14 protein-coding genes are annotated in these 15703 nt (G+C 46.9%); 1 reads left to right on the top strand and 13 read right to left on the bottom strand.

Annotated elements, in window-relative coordinates; all coding sequences use genetic code 11:
• Nucleotides 1-115 precede the first annotated feature (115 nt).
• Nucleotides 116-1000, top strand: a complete 885-nt coding sequence (locus tag ACR32F_RS14180; RefSeq protein WP_440119310.1) for a LysR family transcriptional regulator — start codon at nucleotides 116-118, stop codon at nucleotides 998-1000.
• Nucleotides 1001-1178: 178 nt separating this feature from the next.
• Here the strand turns inward: ACR32F_RS14180 and ACR32F_RS14175 are convergent, their stop codons facing one another.
• From ACR32F_RS14175 to ACR32F_RS14115, 13 genes are all read right to left on the bottom strand, one after another.
• Complete coding sequence (locus ACR32F_RS14175; protein WP_440119309.1) at nucleotides 1179-1541, bottom strand: Asp23/Gls24 family envelope stress response protein; 363 nt, start codon at nucleotides 1539-1541, stop codon at nucleotides 1179-1181.
• A 242-nt stretch (nucleotides 1542-1783) separates the two neighbouring features.
• On the bottom strand, nucleotides 1784-2242 hold the full coding sequence (locus ACR32F_RS14170) for a hypothetical protein (protein WP_440119308.1): 459 nt from the start codon (nucleotides 2240-2242) through the stop codon (nucleotides 1784-1786).
• Nucleotides 2239-4257 carry a prolyl oligopeptidase family serine peptidase gene (locus ACR32F_RS14165; protein WP_440119307.1) on the bottom strand — a complete coding sequence of 673 codons (2019 nt, stop codon included), beginning with the start codon at nucleotides 4255-4257 and terminating at the stop codon, nucleotides 2239-2241. The genes ACR32F_RS14170 and ACR32F_RS14165 overlap by 4 nt, the downstream gene beginning before the upstream one ends.
• Before the next feature lie 25 nt (nucleotides 4258-4282).
• Nucleotides 4283-5212, bottom strand: coding sequence for an ABC transporter permease (locus tag ACR32F_RS14160; RefSeq protein WP_440119306.1), 930 nt, complete (start codon nucleotides 5210-5212; stop codon nucleotides 4283-4285).
• A gap of 15 nt (nucleotides 5213-5227) precedes the next feature.
• A complete protein-coding gene (locus ACR32F_RS14155; RefSeq protein ID WP_440119305.1) occupies nucleotides 5228-6145 on the bottom strand; it encodes an ABC transporter permease in 918 nt (305 codons plus the stop codon).
• Between the two features lie 103 nt (nucleotides 6146-6248).
• On the bottom strand, nucleotides 6249-7817 hold the full coding sequence (locus ACR32F_RS14150) for an ABC transporter substrate-binding protein (protein WP_440119304.1): 1569 nt from the start codon (nucleotides 7815-7817) through the stop codon (nucleotides 6249-6251).
• Nucleotides 7814-9025, bottom strand: coding sequence for a M20 metallopeptidase family protein (locus ACR32F_RS14145; protein ID WP_440119303.1), 1212 nt, complete (start codon nucleotides 9023-9025; stop codon nucleotides 7814-7816). The genes ACR32F_RS14150 and ACR32F_RS14145 overlap by 4 nt, the downstream gene beginning before the upstream one ends.
• Nucleotides 9022-9774 (bottom strand): FadR/GntR family transcriptional regulator, encoded by a 753-nt coding sequence (locus ACR32F_RS14140; RefSeq protein ID WP_440119302.1) that lies wholly within the window; start codon nucleotides 9772-9774, stop codon nucleotides 9022-9024. The genes ACR32F_RS14145 and ACR32F_RS14140 overlap by 4 nt, the downstream gene beginning before the upstream one ends.
• 403 nt (nucleotides 9775-10177) lie before the next feature.
• A complete protein-coding gene (locus ACR32F_RS14135; RefSeq protein ID WP_440119301.1) occupies nucleotides 10178-10891 on the bottom strand; it encodes a glycosyltransferase family 2 protein in 714 nt (237 codons plus the stop codon).
• A 138-nt stretch (nucleotides 10892-11029) separates the two neighbouring features.
• Nucleotides 11030-12127, bottom strand: coding sequence for a Gfo/Idh/MocA family protein (locus tag ACR32F_RS14130; protein WP_440119300.1), 1098 nt, complete (start codon nucleotides 12125-12127; stop codon nucleotides 11030-11032).
• Nucleotides 12128-12138: 11 nt separating this feature from the next.
• Nucleotides 12139-13062: an AraC family transcriptional regulator gene (locus tag ACR32F_RS14125; RefSeq protein ID WP_440119299.1), complete on the bottom strand. Its 924-nt coding sequence runs from the start codon at nucleotides 13060-13062 to the stop codon at nucleotides 12139-12141.
• A gap of 24 nt (nucleotides 13063-13086) precedes the next feature.
• Nucleotides 13087-14091 carry a Gfo/Idh/MocA family protein gene (locus tag ACR32F_RS14120; RefSeq protein ID WP_440119297.1) on the bottom strand — a complete coding sequence of 335 codons (1005 nt, stop codon included), beginning with the start codon at nucleotides 14089-14091 and terminating at the stop codon, nucleotides 13087-13089.
• A 381-nt stretch (nucleotides 14092-14472) separates the two neighbouring features.
• The gene (locus ACR32F_RS14115; protein WP_440119296.1) at nucleotides 14473-15570 is read right to left on the bottom strand and encodes an MFS transporter; all 1098 of its coding nucleotides are present in this window, start codon (nucleotides 15568-15570) and stop codon (nucleotides 14473-14475) included.
• Nucleotides 15571-15703 lie beyond the last annotated feature (133 nt).

Here is a 15703-nt window from a genome sequence, read left to right as displayed (position 1 = left end):
GTAGAGCCTCCGTTTTGAGAATGCTCCAAGTATAATTCAGTTTTTTGATTAGAAAAAATATATATATTCGTATAATATAATAATAAAATCACTATGAATAAAAGGTGGATTAGCAATGGATATCGCCCATTTGAAATATTTTCAAACGGTGGCTCGCACCGAACACATGACGAAGGCTGCCCATGAACTGCATATGGCACAACCGGCACTAAGTATGATCATTTCCCGTTTGGAGGACGAAGTGGGGGTTCCGTTGTTCGATCGTGTCGGCAGAAAAATTCGCTTGAATGCTTACGGCAAAGCCTATCTAAAGCGGGTCAATCAGTCCCTGACCAATCTGGAAGAAGGAAGAAGAGAAGTAATGGAGTTAGCCGGTTATGAACAAGGCAAAATCTCACTGGCTACGACCACATTGAATCGTTTAACGAAATTGTTATCTGCTTACCTGACTCGATATCCGGATGTGAACTTCAAGATCACGCAAGCTTCGACCGTGAAGGAAAAACTGCAATTGCTTGAACAGTCCGAAATTGATTTCTTTCTGACATCCCAGTGCATTGATCGTGCGGATATTAAGCATATCCCCCTAGTAACGGAAGAAATCTTGCTTACAGTTCCGTCAATGCACCCGCTTGCTGGTCGCGACCGGATTTCACTTACAGAGCTGGCCAATGAGGATTTCATTTCCCTTAAACAAGGATATTCATTTCGGGAAATAACGGATATGTATTGCAGACATGCCGGTTTCCTTCCCCATATCATATGTGAAGGAGACGAACCTGCTGCCATTGCAGGTCTCGTGCAAGCCGGATTGGGAATAGCCTTTGCTCCCGCAGCTTCGCAGAGAGAAGACGATACGCTCTCCTACCTTCATATTGATGGTGCTGATTGTCAATTGACGTTCTATCTTGCCTGGGTGGAGGGACGTTATCTGTCGCGCACTGCCCAAAACTTTCGTGATTATGTCATAGCATATTTCGCGGCACTAGGCTCTGTTTGACTATAGATGACTGCAAAGAAGCCCACACCATTGTACTTTTCTAGGGTGAGCTTTAATTACATGAAGTCTCCAGTCTTCTTCTCCTATTCCTAAGAGAATCCGGCTAACGATTGTGGAATGGCTTTTATAATGGGAAGCTTATTCATCTCTGTCACTTCGATAGGTAGCTGAAATTGCACTAAAACCTAGCAGCAGGTTGGTTTAGTGAAATGCCCTCAACGATCACGTTCACAGTATCAATGGTTAACCCGGTCAGATGTTCAACATGCACTCTCACATTATGTTGCAATTCCCTGCATACCTCATGCGCTTTCGTTCCATAATGCACTACAACCTTTAAGTTAATCTCTAGTCTGGATTCTACGTTGCGGATGGCTATGCCATTTTGCAGGCTTTTCCCACTCCACTTTTTGGTAATCGCCTCTACAAGCCCTGTCGACATGGAGGAAATCTCACTGGTGGTACTTACGATTTTGCCGACAATTTTAGAGATGACATCATCCGATATTTGAATGCTTCCCAGAACATTTTGAATTAACATGGGGTATCCTCCTATATACGTCGTGAAAACGATAGACAAATCTATCATTTAATATAAATATAAATCATCTGTGATCTGATTTCAACTTTTCAATTCACTCCACAGATCTCTTACCTCGTAACCAAAAGAGCTTGGATCCGAAGAGGTATATCCTTAAAACTAAAAAAGCTGCGATAATCGCAGCTTTTGATCGGTGTGTACTATTGTTGTCCTACAACTTTTAGTTCATGTGAAAATTGAATTCACGTGTATTTCAATGCAATTTTAATCGGGAAACGTGAAGAGGATTCGCTCCCTATCTCTCTCTTTTCTTCTTGCACAATCCACTGTCTGCCAATCATTGATTGCAACAATTCAATCTCTTGCAAGGTCAAGTGAATATGTTTCAGTGACAGATCTTCCTGTATGAAATCCCGCTCTACCTTTAGGTCAAACCGGAAATCAAGCAGTCTTTTCAAGCCATTAATATGCAAAAACTTGAACTCGTAGCCACTTTGTATCGCTTCATCCCAATGTTCTCCGATATCAGTTGCTGTCTGGAGTCTTTCATCGAAATCCATTGCAGGTTCCTTGACCTTGGATAACAGCAGGGAGTAATCTCTTCGCTGTAAACAATCAATGATCACTTCGCTCGGTTCACCACTTGTCAGTGCATTCTCCACAAGCAGGGCTACAGGAATAGACAGTTGAGTACTACTCATATCTTTCCCTCCTCATCCCTTAAATATCGATTAAACCAGGCGTTAACCTGTTCAAAGCTATCCACGCGAAGCGAAGGTTTACCGCTTTTGAGCAAGCTGTGGTTGGAGCCCGGATAACGAATCAGTTTGGTTTTTTTGCCGTATCGTTTTAACGTGGTGTATAATTCCTCCGCTTGCGCAATCGGTGTCCGATAGTCCTGCTCTCCATGCATGATCAGAAGTGGCGTTTCAATGTGGTGTGCATGGGCAAGAGGTGAGCGGGACCACAGGAACTCAGCGTTTTCGACGGGATTGCCCCCAACGACTCCCTCGACATAGGAGATTCCAATATCGCTCGTTCCATACATGGACAACCAGTTAGAGATGCAACGCTGGGTTACAGCTGCCTTGAAGCGGTTGGTATGAGCCACGATCCAGTTGGTCATTACCCCTCCATAACTGCCACCTGCTACACCCAGACGTGATGCATCAAGGAAATCATAGGTAGCCAGGGCATAATCAACAGCTTCCATCAGATCCCGGTAATCGCCTCCGGCAAAGTCACCACGGCAAGCTCTGGCAAATTCCTGACCGTATCCCATACTTCCGCGAGGATTGACCCATAATACAGCGTAGCCTTGCGCAGCGAGAGTCTGCATCTCATGACTGAATGTTCCTGTGTACATCGCATGAGGTCCGCCATGAATCTGCAATATCAGTGGGATCTTCCCATTGGATTCACGTATTGCCGGAGTGGCTAACCAACCTTGAATCCGCCATCCATCGGAAGACTTAAATTCAATCCGTTCAGGCATATTCACTGTTAATTCGGCCATGAATTCATCATTTCGGCGGGTGAGTCTGAACATTTCACCACTGCCGATATCCACGCGATATAACTCTCCAGGATGTCCATCCGTCAACGCAGCGATAACCAGCGACGTACCATCTGGCGTTAAGGTATACTGATACACATCCTTTTCATCACCGCCTGTCACGGATTGACACTCCCCATCGTCTTGAATGCGGTACACATCCACATTCCCGTTATGCGTCCCGAGTACATATACACCATGTTCCGGTTGATGGACATCCGAGATTGGCGAAGGAGATGGACCTGCTGACTTCATGTCTCCCAGCGCCGCGTTACCAAGCTGCATATCTACTTGTGCTGTGATTGGCCTGGGTACACCTCGATGAACGGGGACTGCGTATAATCTGTTATGGCTCCCGCTTCCGTACTTGCGATCACTGGCGATCAGGATCAGCTGTTGTCCGTCGGGTGAGTAGGAGAACTGGCTCACCAGCAGACTGGAGTCCGTCACTTTGAAGGGATCATTCTCTCCCAATCGAATGCTATATACATCGTTAAAGTACAGCAGATCTGCATCCAGTTCCTCATCCTCCACTTGCTTGGATATGAAGGAAAGGCTCTGGCTATCTGGCGACCAAGCCGGAGCACTGATATTCCATAGCCCGGAAGTCAACTGTGTGATCTCCCCACTTTTGATTTCATATACAAACAAATGGCTGTGCTGACCATCCCACCAGCCGGAACCTTCCGCCTTCGGCGTTGTACGCTCGAAAACCTTACCTCGAAGCACAGATGCAGACTCCTGATGCACGTCTGCTTTCTTCTGTGTGTCCTCCGTATGCACTTTGCTGGCGAATGCAATGTACTGCCCGTTCGGCGACCAGATATAACTCAATATTTTACGTGCGGGAGATATAAGCATGACTGGCTCTTTTTGATCTGATTCGAGCGTCCACAGTCCTTTGCCACCATCAACTGAGCGAATGAATGTAAGCTGTGTCCCATCCGGTGACCACGCAGGCGAGGAATCCTTCGTTCCATCGGTCAGTGCAATGTCTTCAGCACCATCGAGCGAGATTCCCCGAATCTGCGTGTTATATTCGTTTTTATCCCGATCAATGGTTTGCTCCACATAAGCCACTTGTCCGTTCAGACTGATCACTGGCTGGCTTATCCAACGATAGTGAACCAGATCCTCCGGCATAATTGGTCTTTGATTCATAGTCGTGGCTCCCTTCTCCGCTCTCTTATTTACTGGTTGTATCGGTCCGTGGATCAAGCACATCACGCAGCCAATCTCCCAGGAAAATAACGCCAAGTACAGTAAATGTAATGGCTAGTCCCGGGAAAGTAGCGACCCACCAGCTTGTAGCCACATATTGTCTGCCATCACTGAGCATGCCCCCCCAGGATACATCGGGTGGTTTGATACCCAGACCCAGGAAACTGAGTGAAGCTTCCATTATAATTGTAGTGCCGACATTCATACCGCAGATCACGATAAAGGATGACAGGATATTTGGCAAAATGTGCTTCAGAATCAACCTTCCATTCTTGGCACCGATCGATCTGGCCGCATGAACAAAATCTCGCTCCTTGATACTGAGAACCTCACTTCTTACCACACGCGTGAATGGAACCCAGTTCGTCACACCGATTACAAAGATCAGCGTCGTAATACCCGGGCCCACAATCGCCATCACAACCAGCATAAACAGAATGGTCGGAATCGCCATGAATGCATCGCCTACCCGCATGATGACAGCATCGAGCCATTTCCCGTAGAATCCGGATACCAGCCCCAGAATGGCTCCAATCATTCCTGACACAATTACCGAACCCATGCCCACGATTAAGGAGACCCGGGCACCATATACAATTCGGCTCCACATATCTCTGCCGAGATTATCCGTACCCAGCCAGTATTCGGCCGTTCCTCCCTCAAGCCATGCAGGTGGTTTAAGACGGTTCAACGGATTAACCGCTGCGGGATCATGACTCGTCAATAGAGGTGCACCTATGGCGATTAACACAACCAACAATACAAGCACAGCACCAAACATTCCGGTCTTGCTGATGATCAGTTGTCGCCAGATGTAACGAACTCCCGTTGGTACACGTCCATTGTCTTGTTCCTGTTCTGTACCCGGAATTGGCATTTCATTGCTGCCTGTCATCGATTGCACCTCCTTCTAGTCGTATTTGATGCGCGGATCAAGCAGCCTGTAGGCTACATCCGTCAAAACGTTGATTACCACAACGATAACGGCAATGACAAACACCGCTGCCTGTACAATCGCCATATCATGTGTGTTGACTGCAACAACCAGCAACTGACCCAGTCCAGGCCAGGAGAATACCGTTTCCGTAATCAAGGTTCCCCCGATCAGGCTTGTAAATTGCAAACTCATAATCGTCACGACCGGAATCAGTCCATTGCGAAACGCATGTTTTCCAATGACAACCATTCGGCTGAGTCCCTTACTGCGTGCTGTTCGAATATAGTCCTGGTTCAGAATCTCCAGCATGCTCGAACGAATCAGCCGGGTCATCTGTGCTGCCAGTCCGACGCCAAGTGTGAACGCGGGCAGGATTAGATGCGACAATCCTCCGCGGCCAGATACCGGCAATACTCCCAGCATGACGGAGAACAACAGGATGAGCATGATCCCCATCCAGAAGTTTGGCATGGCCTTACCTATTACGGATATTCCTGAAATAATGAGATCGGTAAACGTATTCCGTTTGACAGCTGAAATGACGCCAAGCGGCACAGCCATAAGTACGGCAAAAACCATAGCGGCTACAGCCAGTTCAAAGCTGGCAGGCAATCTCTCCAGCACAAGCTGTAATGCAGGCTGACCATAGCGAAAAGACTGACCAAAATCTCCCTGTACCGCACTGCCCAGAAACTTCAAGTATTGCGTATATAAAGGCTGATCCAATCCGAGTGCCTGCGTCAATACAGCGCGATCTTCAGCAGTAGCCGTTTCGGGTAACATCAGCGCAACCGGATCACCAGTGACCCGTACCAAAATGAACACAATTAATGAAACAATGAATAGCACCGGTATGATCTGCAGTAATGACTTAAGTACGTATTTGCCCATTCCTCGTTCACCTCCCTTGTTAAAAAAGAACGGCAGGAACATGGTTATCCAGTCCCTGCCGTTCACGGCCTATCTTTGCAATGACAGGTCGTTATACTCGATATTACTGTGCAACAGGTGTAATCTCATCAGCATAGAACATCTCGTCACTGCGCGGCGCGAAGTTCACTTTGGCATTCGTTCCGTAGACACCTTCCATCTGATACAGATATACGGCTGGGCGCTCCTCAGCGAAGATTTGCTGTACTTGCTGATACTCTTTCTCACGAGCCGCAGGGTCCATGTTCACCAATGCAGATTGAAGCAATTTCTCTACTTCCGGATTATTGTAATCCGACTCTCCTTTTGCTTCTTCCACCATATAACGATTGTAGTTATTTGAAGCATCGAACAAGGAGTTACCAATACCGATCATGAAGATTTCTTTGAATGATTTGGAACTGTAACGTTCACTGAAGGCACTTGCTTCAAGAACATCCAGGTTAATCTTGAAGCCTACTTGCTCCAGCATGGCTGCGACTACTTCAGCCGGCTCTTTGTACTGTGAGGATACCGAGATGGTCATCTCCGCTTCACCTTCCGCATATCCTGCTTCCTGCAACAGTTGTTTCGCCTTCTCTTGGTCATAAAGCGATGTTTTGTACAATGAAGGATCAGCACCAAAATTACCCGGAGTTACGGACGTACGAGTTACGATACCTGCTCCGCCAGCAATGCTGTCTACAATTCCCTGTTTGTCGATAGCCAGGTCAATCGCTTCACGGACTTTCGGATCAGCCGTGATACTGCCTTCCGTCTGGCGGAAGATCAACTGAAGCACACGCTGAATTGGCGCTTTGACAATCTTCTTGTCCGCTTCGCCTTCGATCCGGGCAATGTCTGTGGACGGAATGGACGCCGCAACATCCACCCCGCCAGCAAGCAATTCGGATACACGTGTGGAAGCTTCAGGGATTACACGGAATACCACTTCATTCCATTTTGGTTCACCGTCGAAGTAGTTCTCGTTTTTCACAAGTTCCACACGATCATCTTTGGTCCATTTGCTGAACTTGTAAGGGCCTGTTCCTACCGGTTGTTTCAGGAATGCATCAAACCCGTTATCTGTAATATATTTGGCGGGCAAAATGCCAGCCCCCATCTTGGACAAACGATTCAAGAGCAGCGGATCGGGTCCGTCCGTAATAATGTCTACGGTATATTCATCCACCGCTTTAACTTCTACGATATTTTTGAAATAACTATATTGTTTGAGTGTCTCGTCCTTGGCTACGCGCTCCAGCGTGTATTTTACATCTGCCGAAGTGAACGGGTCGCCATTGTGGAAGGTAACTCCTTCACGCAGCTTGAATCTCCATGTTGTATCATCTACCTGATCCCATGTAGTCGCAAGTCCAGCAACCTTTTTCTGTTCACTGTCATTTTTGATCAAATAATCGAAAACGTTAACCAGAACCGCTTCACTCGACGTGTTATTGTTGTTGTGCGGATCGAAACTCTCAATATCCGTAGCTGCGGCGATCGTCAAGGTTGTGCTCACATTGCCGCCGTTGCCCGTTCCACCTGCTGCTGAATTGTTATCCGTGCCGGTACTCGTTCCTCCGCAAGCGCACAGTACCAATACTACAGCGAGTAATGTGATCCACATGCTTGTCCATTGTTTCTTTTTCATTGTGCAATCTCCCCCTCAGAAGTTGTATTTCTTGCCAGGAATTCAAGTGCTACTGCTGACAGTAATCCCACACCATAAGGCATCACCGTCTCATCGAGATCAAACATGGGATGGTGGAGCGGATACCTTGTCCGTTCCTCATCATTCCCGGAACCCAGCCGGAAAAAGACACCCGGAATCTGTTCACAATAAAAAGCGAAATCTTCTCCCCCCGTGGATGGTTTAATATAGCTCCATCCCTTTTGCGCATTAACCTGGTCGCAAGTCTCTGTTAACAGGTCGACCATGCCCAGATCATTCACAACGACCGGGTACCCATCCCCATAAGTAACTTCATACCCTGCTCCGAAGGAACTGCACACACCGCTGACAACCTGCTCGATCAGTGCTGGCATCCGTTCACGAATCGCAGGTGAGAGTGTACGAACTGTACCGATCATCTCCACTTCAGGCGCTATGGCTGTTCCCATGTAACCTCCGGTGATTTTGCCAATCGTGACCACAACGGGTTCAAGTGGATCGACCATACGACTGACGAGATTCTGCAAAGCGGTAATGACCTGCGCAGACACGGCAATGGCATCGATTCCTTCATGCGGACGAGCCGCATGTCCGCCCTTGCCAAGCACTCTGATCACTAAAGGGTCAGCAGATGCAAAGGCCACGCCCTGACTCACACCGACTGTTCCTGTGTCCTGTCCAGGGGCCATGTGCAAGCCAGCTATTGCATTGACCTTCGGATTTTCCAGTACACCGTCCTGGATCATGGCTCTTGCACCTGCAAGTCCCTCTTCTGCCGGCTGGAAAATGAATTTGATGTTGCCTGACTTGGGTCTTCCCAGGCCAGTAAGCAACTGGGCTGCCCCCATCAGGATGGAGGTATGCGCGTCATGTCCACACAGATGCGCTTTACCTTCCACTTCCGAGCGGTATTCCACCGCTTTCTGATCCTGGATCGGCAAGGCATCCATGTCTGCGCGCAAGGCAATGGTTGGTCCATCTGTCTCTCCGCGAAGCAGGCCTGTAACCCCGGTCTTTCCGACATGGCGTGTAACTTCCAGTCCCAGGCTTTCCAGGTGCTCGGCTACGATGGAGGATGTGCGAAGCTCCTCGTAACCTATTTCCGGATGGCGATGCAAATCTCTGCGCCATGCACTTAGCTGGTCTTGTAGTGGCTGAGCCAACTGGATTAGTTCTGAACGATTCATTCGCTGTCATTCCCTTCTTTTTCATCTGAATCTGAAACCAATCGGGCATAGATCGCGTCAGCCGAGAATTCAATATGTTTTTTCATCGTCTCCCGGGACTTGAGGCTGTCATGTGCTTTCAGTGCTTCAAGAATCTCCATATGTACACCGTGGTTGACAGAACGTATCCGATCATTATAAGGCATCAAGTCCAGCGCCGGATTAATTTTGGTTCGGATCTGTCTGACGGCTTTCTCGCAATACGGATTGCCCGATGCTTTGGCTATGGTCAGATGAAATTTCACATCCAGCGCCCTGAACCATTCCCTTGTACAGTGAGGCTCTATACTTTGTTCCATATAACCCTCAAGCAGTTCCAGTTCACCTGCGGTGATCCGCTCAGCAGCCAGAAAAGCTCCCTCTGGCTCAATGATGGTTCGGAATTCAAACACCTTCAGCATCTGTGCCCAATCCCGTTTAATTTCTTCTCTCGTGCGTTTATGCGAATTGGCTGTCAGAGGCAGTACAAACGTTCCGCCTTTGGCACCCACCCGTTTCTCAATCAAACCTTTGTCTTCCAGTGAGGAGAGAGCCTCTCGAACCGTAATGCGGCTTACGTTAAAAATCTCTGCCAGATCTCGCTCGGCTGGAAGTTGTTCTTCACTCATTAATTCTTTCAAAATAATGGCTTCTTCCAGTTGTTCTCTAATGAATTCACTGACCTTTTTGGTGGTTACCTTCTCAAAACGAAATGAAAACGTACTGGACATCTAAACACTCCGATCTGTATATGGTCTAGATCTTATACCATTAATATAATTCCGACTAAACTTATATGCAATACTTTTTTTAAACAAATTGATTAATAATTTTTGAACAAGCTTGAAATCGGATCAGTTGGGTAAAAAAAAGACACATCTGCATCAGCAGATGCATCTTATCCGATTCGGGTTTGCGGCACTCAAGCTTGCCATAAATTCAACTAAAAATATTCACACTGGCCACTACGATGACAGAACAACCTTCCGATCGCTGTTATCCCCGAATTTCTTTGATTCCCTTTTCTCAAGGGGAAAATCCAGTGATAAAGGCGAACGCTTCGCTTTTTCAGGTTTTTTCTGTCCTCTCCGTTTCTGTGTAAATGATTAGTTCAACTTATATAGCTCTCTCTTCCTATAGCTTCTTATTGGCAAATGGTCTGAAATCCTCTGTAACCGCTAATCGTTTACTCCCTTGTAGATAAAAGGTATCATCCGCTCTCCAGGTGTGACTTTTTTTGTTCTGTCTCCGGTGATAGACATAATTGAAAGGTGAGGTAGCATACGATTTGAATCCTCTCTTTCGGCATTGCCTCAGGAAGGTTACATCCTCCCCAATCGAGCGGTCCGTAAAGCGGACTTTTTTCAAGACCTCTCTTTTGAACAGCAAAGTGCCCCCTTGTACAAATTCCACCGGTTTATTCTTTTCTGCGGGAGATCTGACCAACAGTGTCTTCGATGCACCCAAATAAACCAGGCACGAATGTTTGCCCACAATATCACTTTTGGTTCGTCTGAGTTCTCTCACCTGTTCTGTCAAATAAAATGGCGAATAGTAGTCATCATCATCAAATTTGGCAATCAACGAAAAACGGGCTCTTGTCATTCCGGCATTCAGGCTTTGTCCTAACGATATGTTCTCCGGAACTTGATATACTTGGACATTGGCGAGGTTTCGAACCCGGTTTTGGTATAAACCGAGATTCATGCTGTCCTGATTCAGGACAATGATCAGTTCTTTGCTTTTGCAACGTTGCCGACTGTAATTCTGCAAGATGTTGTCAAAAAATTGTGGCCGATTGGTACACACAACAATGGAAACGCCGTGATTCACTTTGTTTTTAGTCAAAACATACCCTCTTTTCAGCTCATTTTTCTCTCATCATATGTGCCAAAATAGAGTCTGGTATGGACCAATAGCTAGCAACCAAAACACCAAAAAACCCTCTGTCCCCAAATAACAGGACAAAGGGTTCTGTAATTCATGCTATACTTCGCTGGCGTTATTAAAATACACTGCCTTGCCCGTGCGGGCGGATTCATAGATCGCTTCCAGAATTTGAGATACAACCAGCGCTTGTTTCGGTGTGACGACCGGCTCCTGATCATTCTCGATCGCTTCAATCCACTTTCTCATCTCGACATCCGGTGCGCTTTCTGATTTTCCTTCATAAAAGGCCACTCCATCCGAACTGAGCTCAATCTCGTTGGTATACAAACGACTGAACTTCTCACCGTTGATACGCAGCCCGTTCTTCATGTCCGCTCCCGCTTCGGTCCCGCTCAAACTGCATTTGGCCTCATCCACGTCCAGTGAGTTAAGTGCCCAACTGGATTCCAGCATGATGGTTGCCCCATTTTCCATGACAATCATACCGAAGGCTGAATCCTCTACCGAAAATTGTTTCGGGTCCCACGGCCCCCAGGCATTGGCCGCATTTTCTCGTTGCGAGAGTTCATGATGGGTTGTTCCCAGAACGACTTTGGGCTTGTAGTTATCCATCATCCAGAGGGTCAAATCGAGGGCGTGCGTACCAATGTCAATCAATGGACCGCCGCCTTGTTTCTCCTCATCCAGAAAGACACCCCAAGTTGGTACCGCTCTACGTCTAATCGCATGTGCTTTGGCAAAATAAATGGAACCCAGTTCGCCAGCTTCACACAGCTTCTTCAAATACTGACTGTCTTCTCTAAAACGGTTGTTGTATCCGATTGTCAATTTCTTGCCGGTACGCTCTGCGGCTTCCAGCATTTTTTGCGCTTCAGCGGATGTCTTCGCCATCGGCTTCTCACACATCACATGTTTGCCTGCCTCCAGGGCGGCAATAGAAATTTCGGCATGAGAGATATTCGGTGTAAGCACATGCACAATATCCAGGGACTCATCCTTGAGCAATTCAAGGTAATCGGTGTATACTTCGGATTCCGCAGAACCATATTTCTGTTTGGCTTCGGTTGCACGTTCCTGGACGATATCACAAAAAGCAACCAGTTCAACATTGTCCAATTTACTCAGACTTGGCAGATGTTTACCATTCGCGATTCCACCACAGCCAATAATTCCAATCCGGTACACTTTACTCATATCATTCACCCTCACTTAAGTATTGGTTGTTTCATTTTACGAAAAGCCGACGGGGTCATCCCCAGACGTTTGCGGAATACCGCATGCAAATAATTAGCATTGTTGAACCCTGAAGCGAGAGCGATCTGTTCAATAGAATTATTACTCTCCTCCAGATTGCGGCACACGGCGCGTAGACGAATATCCTCCAGTACGCGGCTGAACGGCATCTCCGGCTGTACTTGATAGAAAATTCGCTGTAACTGCCTGCCGCTGATGTGAAGCTTCTCGGCTACATGCTCCAGCGTGACCACCGTAGGGTGATTCGCCTCCATATACTGCACAGCATAATCATAGCGATACACGGACATATCCCGGACAGGGGCTTCTGGTCGAATGCCCCCGGTATCGTAAGCTCGCACGGTTTTGAGTAATATGCTGATGACCAGTTGCTTGATCGATGTATAATATCCTATTAACTTGTGATCACATGCCTCATAGGCTTCCAAAAAACAGTTCATGGCCCGATGATAATCATTCACTGGTGTGTGCGGAAGCGTTCTCAGCTTCTCGATCATTTCCTCCGATTCAGCGACTTCCCAAGGATCGACATGCTCTCTTGCCTTGTGAACGATATCCACATGAAGACATAATTCATCCATGTCCTCCTCGGCGTCCGCCTCCTGATAATGAACGACACCTGGCCCAGTCAAATACAGCATGCCTTCCGAAAGTGGATAGGTCTGATCATCCATAATGACTTTGCCTTTGCCTCTCGGGATAAAATGAAATTCGAACTCCGCATGATTATGGAAATCCACAACTCGGCCCGCTGGAAAGGAAGTCAGATGAAATCGCATCACGCGAATCTCATAATGTCCCCAAACGATTGAAATATCCAGTCTCTCCAGGAGATCCTGCCGTTCAAGCATTTTCTCATAAGCATACAGGCTCAAGATTGCATACCTCCTTAATGAAACCTAGCCCTTCAACTCATTCAGAGCGATTCTGCGCCCTTCTTTGGCAGAGAGATTCGCAGCTTCCATCAACCGCGTTAACTCCATCGCGATCTGCACGTTTTCGGTTGCATCCGTATCATTTTGTATATGTGCAACCCACTGATTGAATGCGCTTTCTATTTTATCTGCCAAAGGAAGTTCAGTCCACTCTTCATATTGTCCCTGTGTTGCTTTCGTGCGAATCAACAACTTCCCTTCAGGTGTCCCGTACAGAAGGGTGCCTTCCGTACCATGAACCTCAATTGTAAATGGAGAATGGCTGTTCACAAAACCCGCTTCGACAACGCCAATTGCTCCAGAATCCGTAAACAAGGTGGCGACTGCATTATCTTCCACTTCTTTTCCTGTAATATATCCAAAGTTCCCGTTAACCCCAGTGACTTCCTGACCCAGAAACAATTTGGCGAGATACATTGGATGGCAGCCCAGATCAATCAGTGCACCGCCCTGACAATCCTTCAGATCATAGAAGTGTTCAGGTAACCAGTTTGAAATTGCTCCATCATGCGATAAACGCGCTCTAACATAAGTCACTTTACCAAGCAATCCTTGGTTAAGCACATCCTGAATCGCTAATGTGTATCCTTCATTCAGGCGTGGTAAGGAGACTGTCATCTTGACCTGGCTTGCCTTTACCTCATTCAGGATTCGGTTGGATTCTGCCTGTGTCGAAGCAATCACTTTCTCTGTAAAAATGTGTTTACCTGCCTTTGCAGCAGCGGTGATTACCTCTTCATGAATGCGGGTTGGCGCATCTACAATAACGGCATCGATGTCGTCTTTGCCCAGCATATCTTCGAGTGAAGCATAGAATGGTACGTTTAAGCGGTCAGCGGCTTCCTGTCCCCGCTTGGCATCTTCATCCCACACGGCTGCGATGACTGTATCCTCATGTTCCTGTGCCTGCTTGATGTAATCCCAGGCATGAACATGCCATAGGCTAATTTTCCCGATTCGAATGGTCACTATTGTCTTACCTCCATACTATATAATATTCTGACATTTATCTATAAGTTATCACAGACTTGATCTATTTTTAATAGAAACTCACGACAATTAATGTATAAAATTACGACATATTATAGTGTTAGAAGTTAATGCCCAATAACAGGATTTGATTTGAATTTCAGGATTGATCATGCAGATAGTCATTGAAACTCAATTCTCCATCCCTTCAAGTGCTCTTCGCCATAAGCCATGGCAAAGTGTTGAAACAGCCGCTGTAATGTTGTCATCTGCTCCGAAATAACTCCCCTGTTCGTTCTAACTATAAATACGGTACAAGTATCATTGTCTCTCATGTTGTTTATAATCGACGCGCTCTTTACACTCATTTTGTTTATTGGTTTAGGTGTGAAAATGAGCGTCTTTTTTATAGGCTACCCCATTCACCCGACCGACGATGGAAGCATGTGACCATTTCAGAATCATTGTGCTAATCCCAATATGGATGCATGGAAACACAAGCCCATTCAGAAATTGAACAGTCAGGGTGAGCGGAACGCTCGTCGAATACCCTACAATGGCTGTGCAGAAAGCGCCTGCGATCATACCTATCGCAAGAAGAACCTGCGGCGGAACCCGTTTCGCGAAGACAGCTACGATTCCGCCACCAATCAGCATGGCTGCGCCATTCACCATCAGCAGATATTGCAGGAACTCCTTACTCCTGCCCAGCCGCTCCGTTACAATAAACAAGTTGAGAGCTTGGGCGACGCCAACAGCGAGTCCCGCGAGAATAAACGCGAGTCCGAGCATACGCAGCACTTGGCTTTGCCAGACATAGCGGAAGCCTTCAATGAATTCTTTACGGAACTGCCCTTTTACAGCGGCCGTTTGAGCTTCCATATTATCCTCTGGCAGACGAATAAGGACGAGTGCGGAGAGCAAAAAAACCACACCCATGACAGCGATCGATGTTTCAAGACCAAACATGCTGTATATGAAGGTGCCCAGCATCGGCCCAAGCACCATAAAGATGGCCATCAGCGATTGGAACAGAGCCATCCCTTGCTGCAGCTGTTCTTCAGCCACATGATACTTAAACAATCGCATGCTTGAAGGCTGGGAGAACTGCGAAAGAATTGCCGAGATGAATGCGACAAGGTAGACTGATTGCCAAGAACCGTAATGTATGGTCAGTAGTACTACGAATACCGATACCGCGGATAATAAATCGCACCAGATCATCGTTCGCTTCGGCCGCCAGCGGTCGGCGAATGTACCTCCTACGAATGAAAAAACAAAAATAGGTGCGAATTCTGCTACGCTGATTAGTGAAATGGCGTATGGATCATTGTTTGTTCTTTCCGCAACATACAGGAGAATAGCGAAATTATGTACCCAGATGCCGATCTGCAGGAGCACGCTTGATAATAAAATCGTCTGCAGAAACCGATTGCGAAACAGGCTTAATGCATTGGTGCCCTTTTCATGCCTATTCAATCTTTTCAACCTCCAATTTGTCATAAAGATGCCCATCCTAAGTAATGATATGACGTCTCCTTTCAATTCTTAATTATATGGACATCATCGTCGTTCACCTCCTACTAAAGACTGAATTTACAGAGTACATATC

Origin of the sequence: Paenibacillus hebaui, from assembly GCF_051934385.1 — a bacterium.
In the GTDB taxonomy this organism is placed as follows: Bacteria; Bacillota; Bacilli; order Paenibacillales; family Paenibacillaceae; genus Paenibacillus.
The sequence above is the reverse complement of the archived record's forward strand: the minus strand, read 5'-3'. Positions and strand labels throughout refer to the sequence as shown.

Bases quoted from the DNA above. Each gene is read 5' to 3' on its own strand.
- ACR32F_RS14140 (WP_440119302.1), bottom strand. From the start codon at position 9,774: ATGTCCAGTACGTTTTCATTTCGTTTTGAGAAGGTAACCACCAAAAAG.
- ACR32F_RS14145 (WP_440119303.1), bottom strand. From the start codon at position 9,025: ATGAATCGTTCAGAACTAATCCAGTTGGCTCAGCCACTACAAGACCAG.
- ACR32F_RS14130 (WP_440119300.1), bottom strand. From the start codon at position 12,127: ATGAGTAAAGTGTACCGGATTGGAATTATTGGCTGTGGTGGAATCGCG.
- ACR32F_RS14175 (WP_440119309.1), bottom strand. From the start codon at position 1,541: ATGTTAATTCAAAATGTTCTGGGAAGCATTCAAATATCGGATGATGTC.
- ACR32F_RS14165 (WP_440119307.1), bottom strand. From the start codon at position 4,257: ATGAATCAAAGACCAATTATGCCGGAGGATCTGGTTCACTATCGTTGG.
- ACR32F_RS14160 (WP_440119306.1), bottom strand. From the start codon at position 5,212: ATGACAGGCAGCAATGAAATGCCAATTCCGGGTACAGAACAGGAACAA.
- ACR32F_RS14155 (WP_440119305.1), bottom strand. From the start codon at position 6,145: ATGGGCAAATACGTACTTAAGTCATTACTGCAGATCATACCGGTGCTA.
- ACR32F_RS14180 (WP_440119310.1), top strand. From the start codon at position 116: ATGGATATCGCCCATTTGAAATATTTTCAAACGGTGGCTCGCACCGAA.
- ACR32F_RS14170 (WP_440119308.1), bottom strand. From the start codon at position 2,242: ATGAGTAGTACTCAACTGTCTATTCCTGTAGCCCTGCTTGTGGAGAAT.
- ACR32F_RS14150 (WP_440119304.1), bottom strand. From the start codon at position 7,817: ATGAAAAAGAAACAATGGACAAGCATGTGGATCACATTACTCGCTGTA.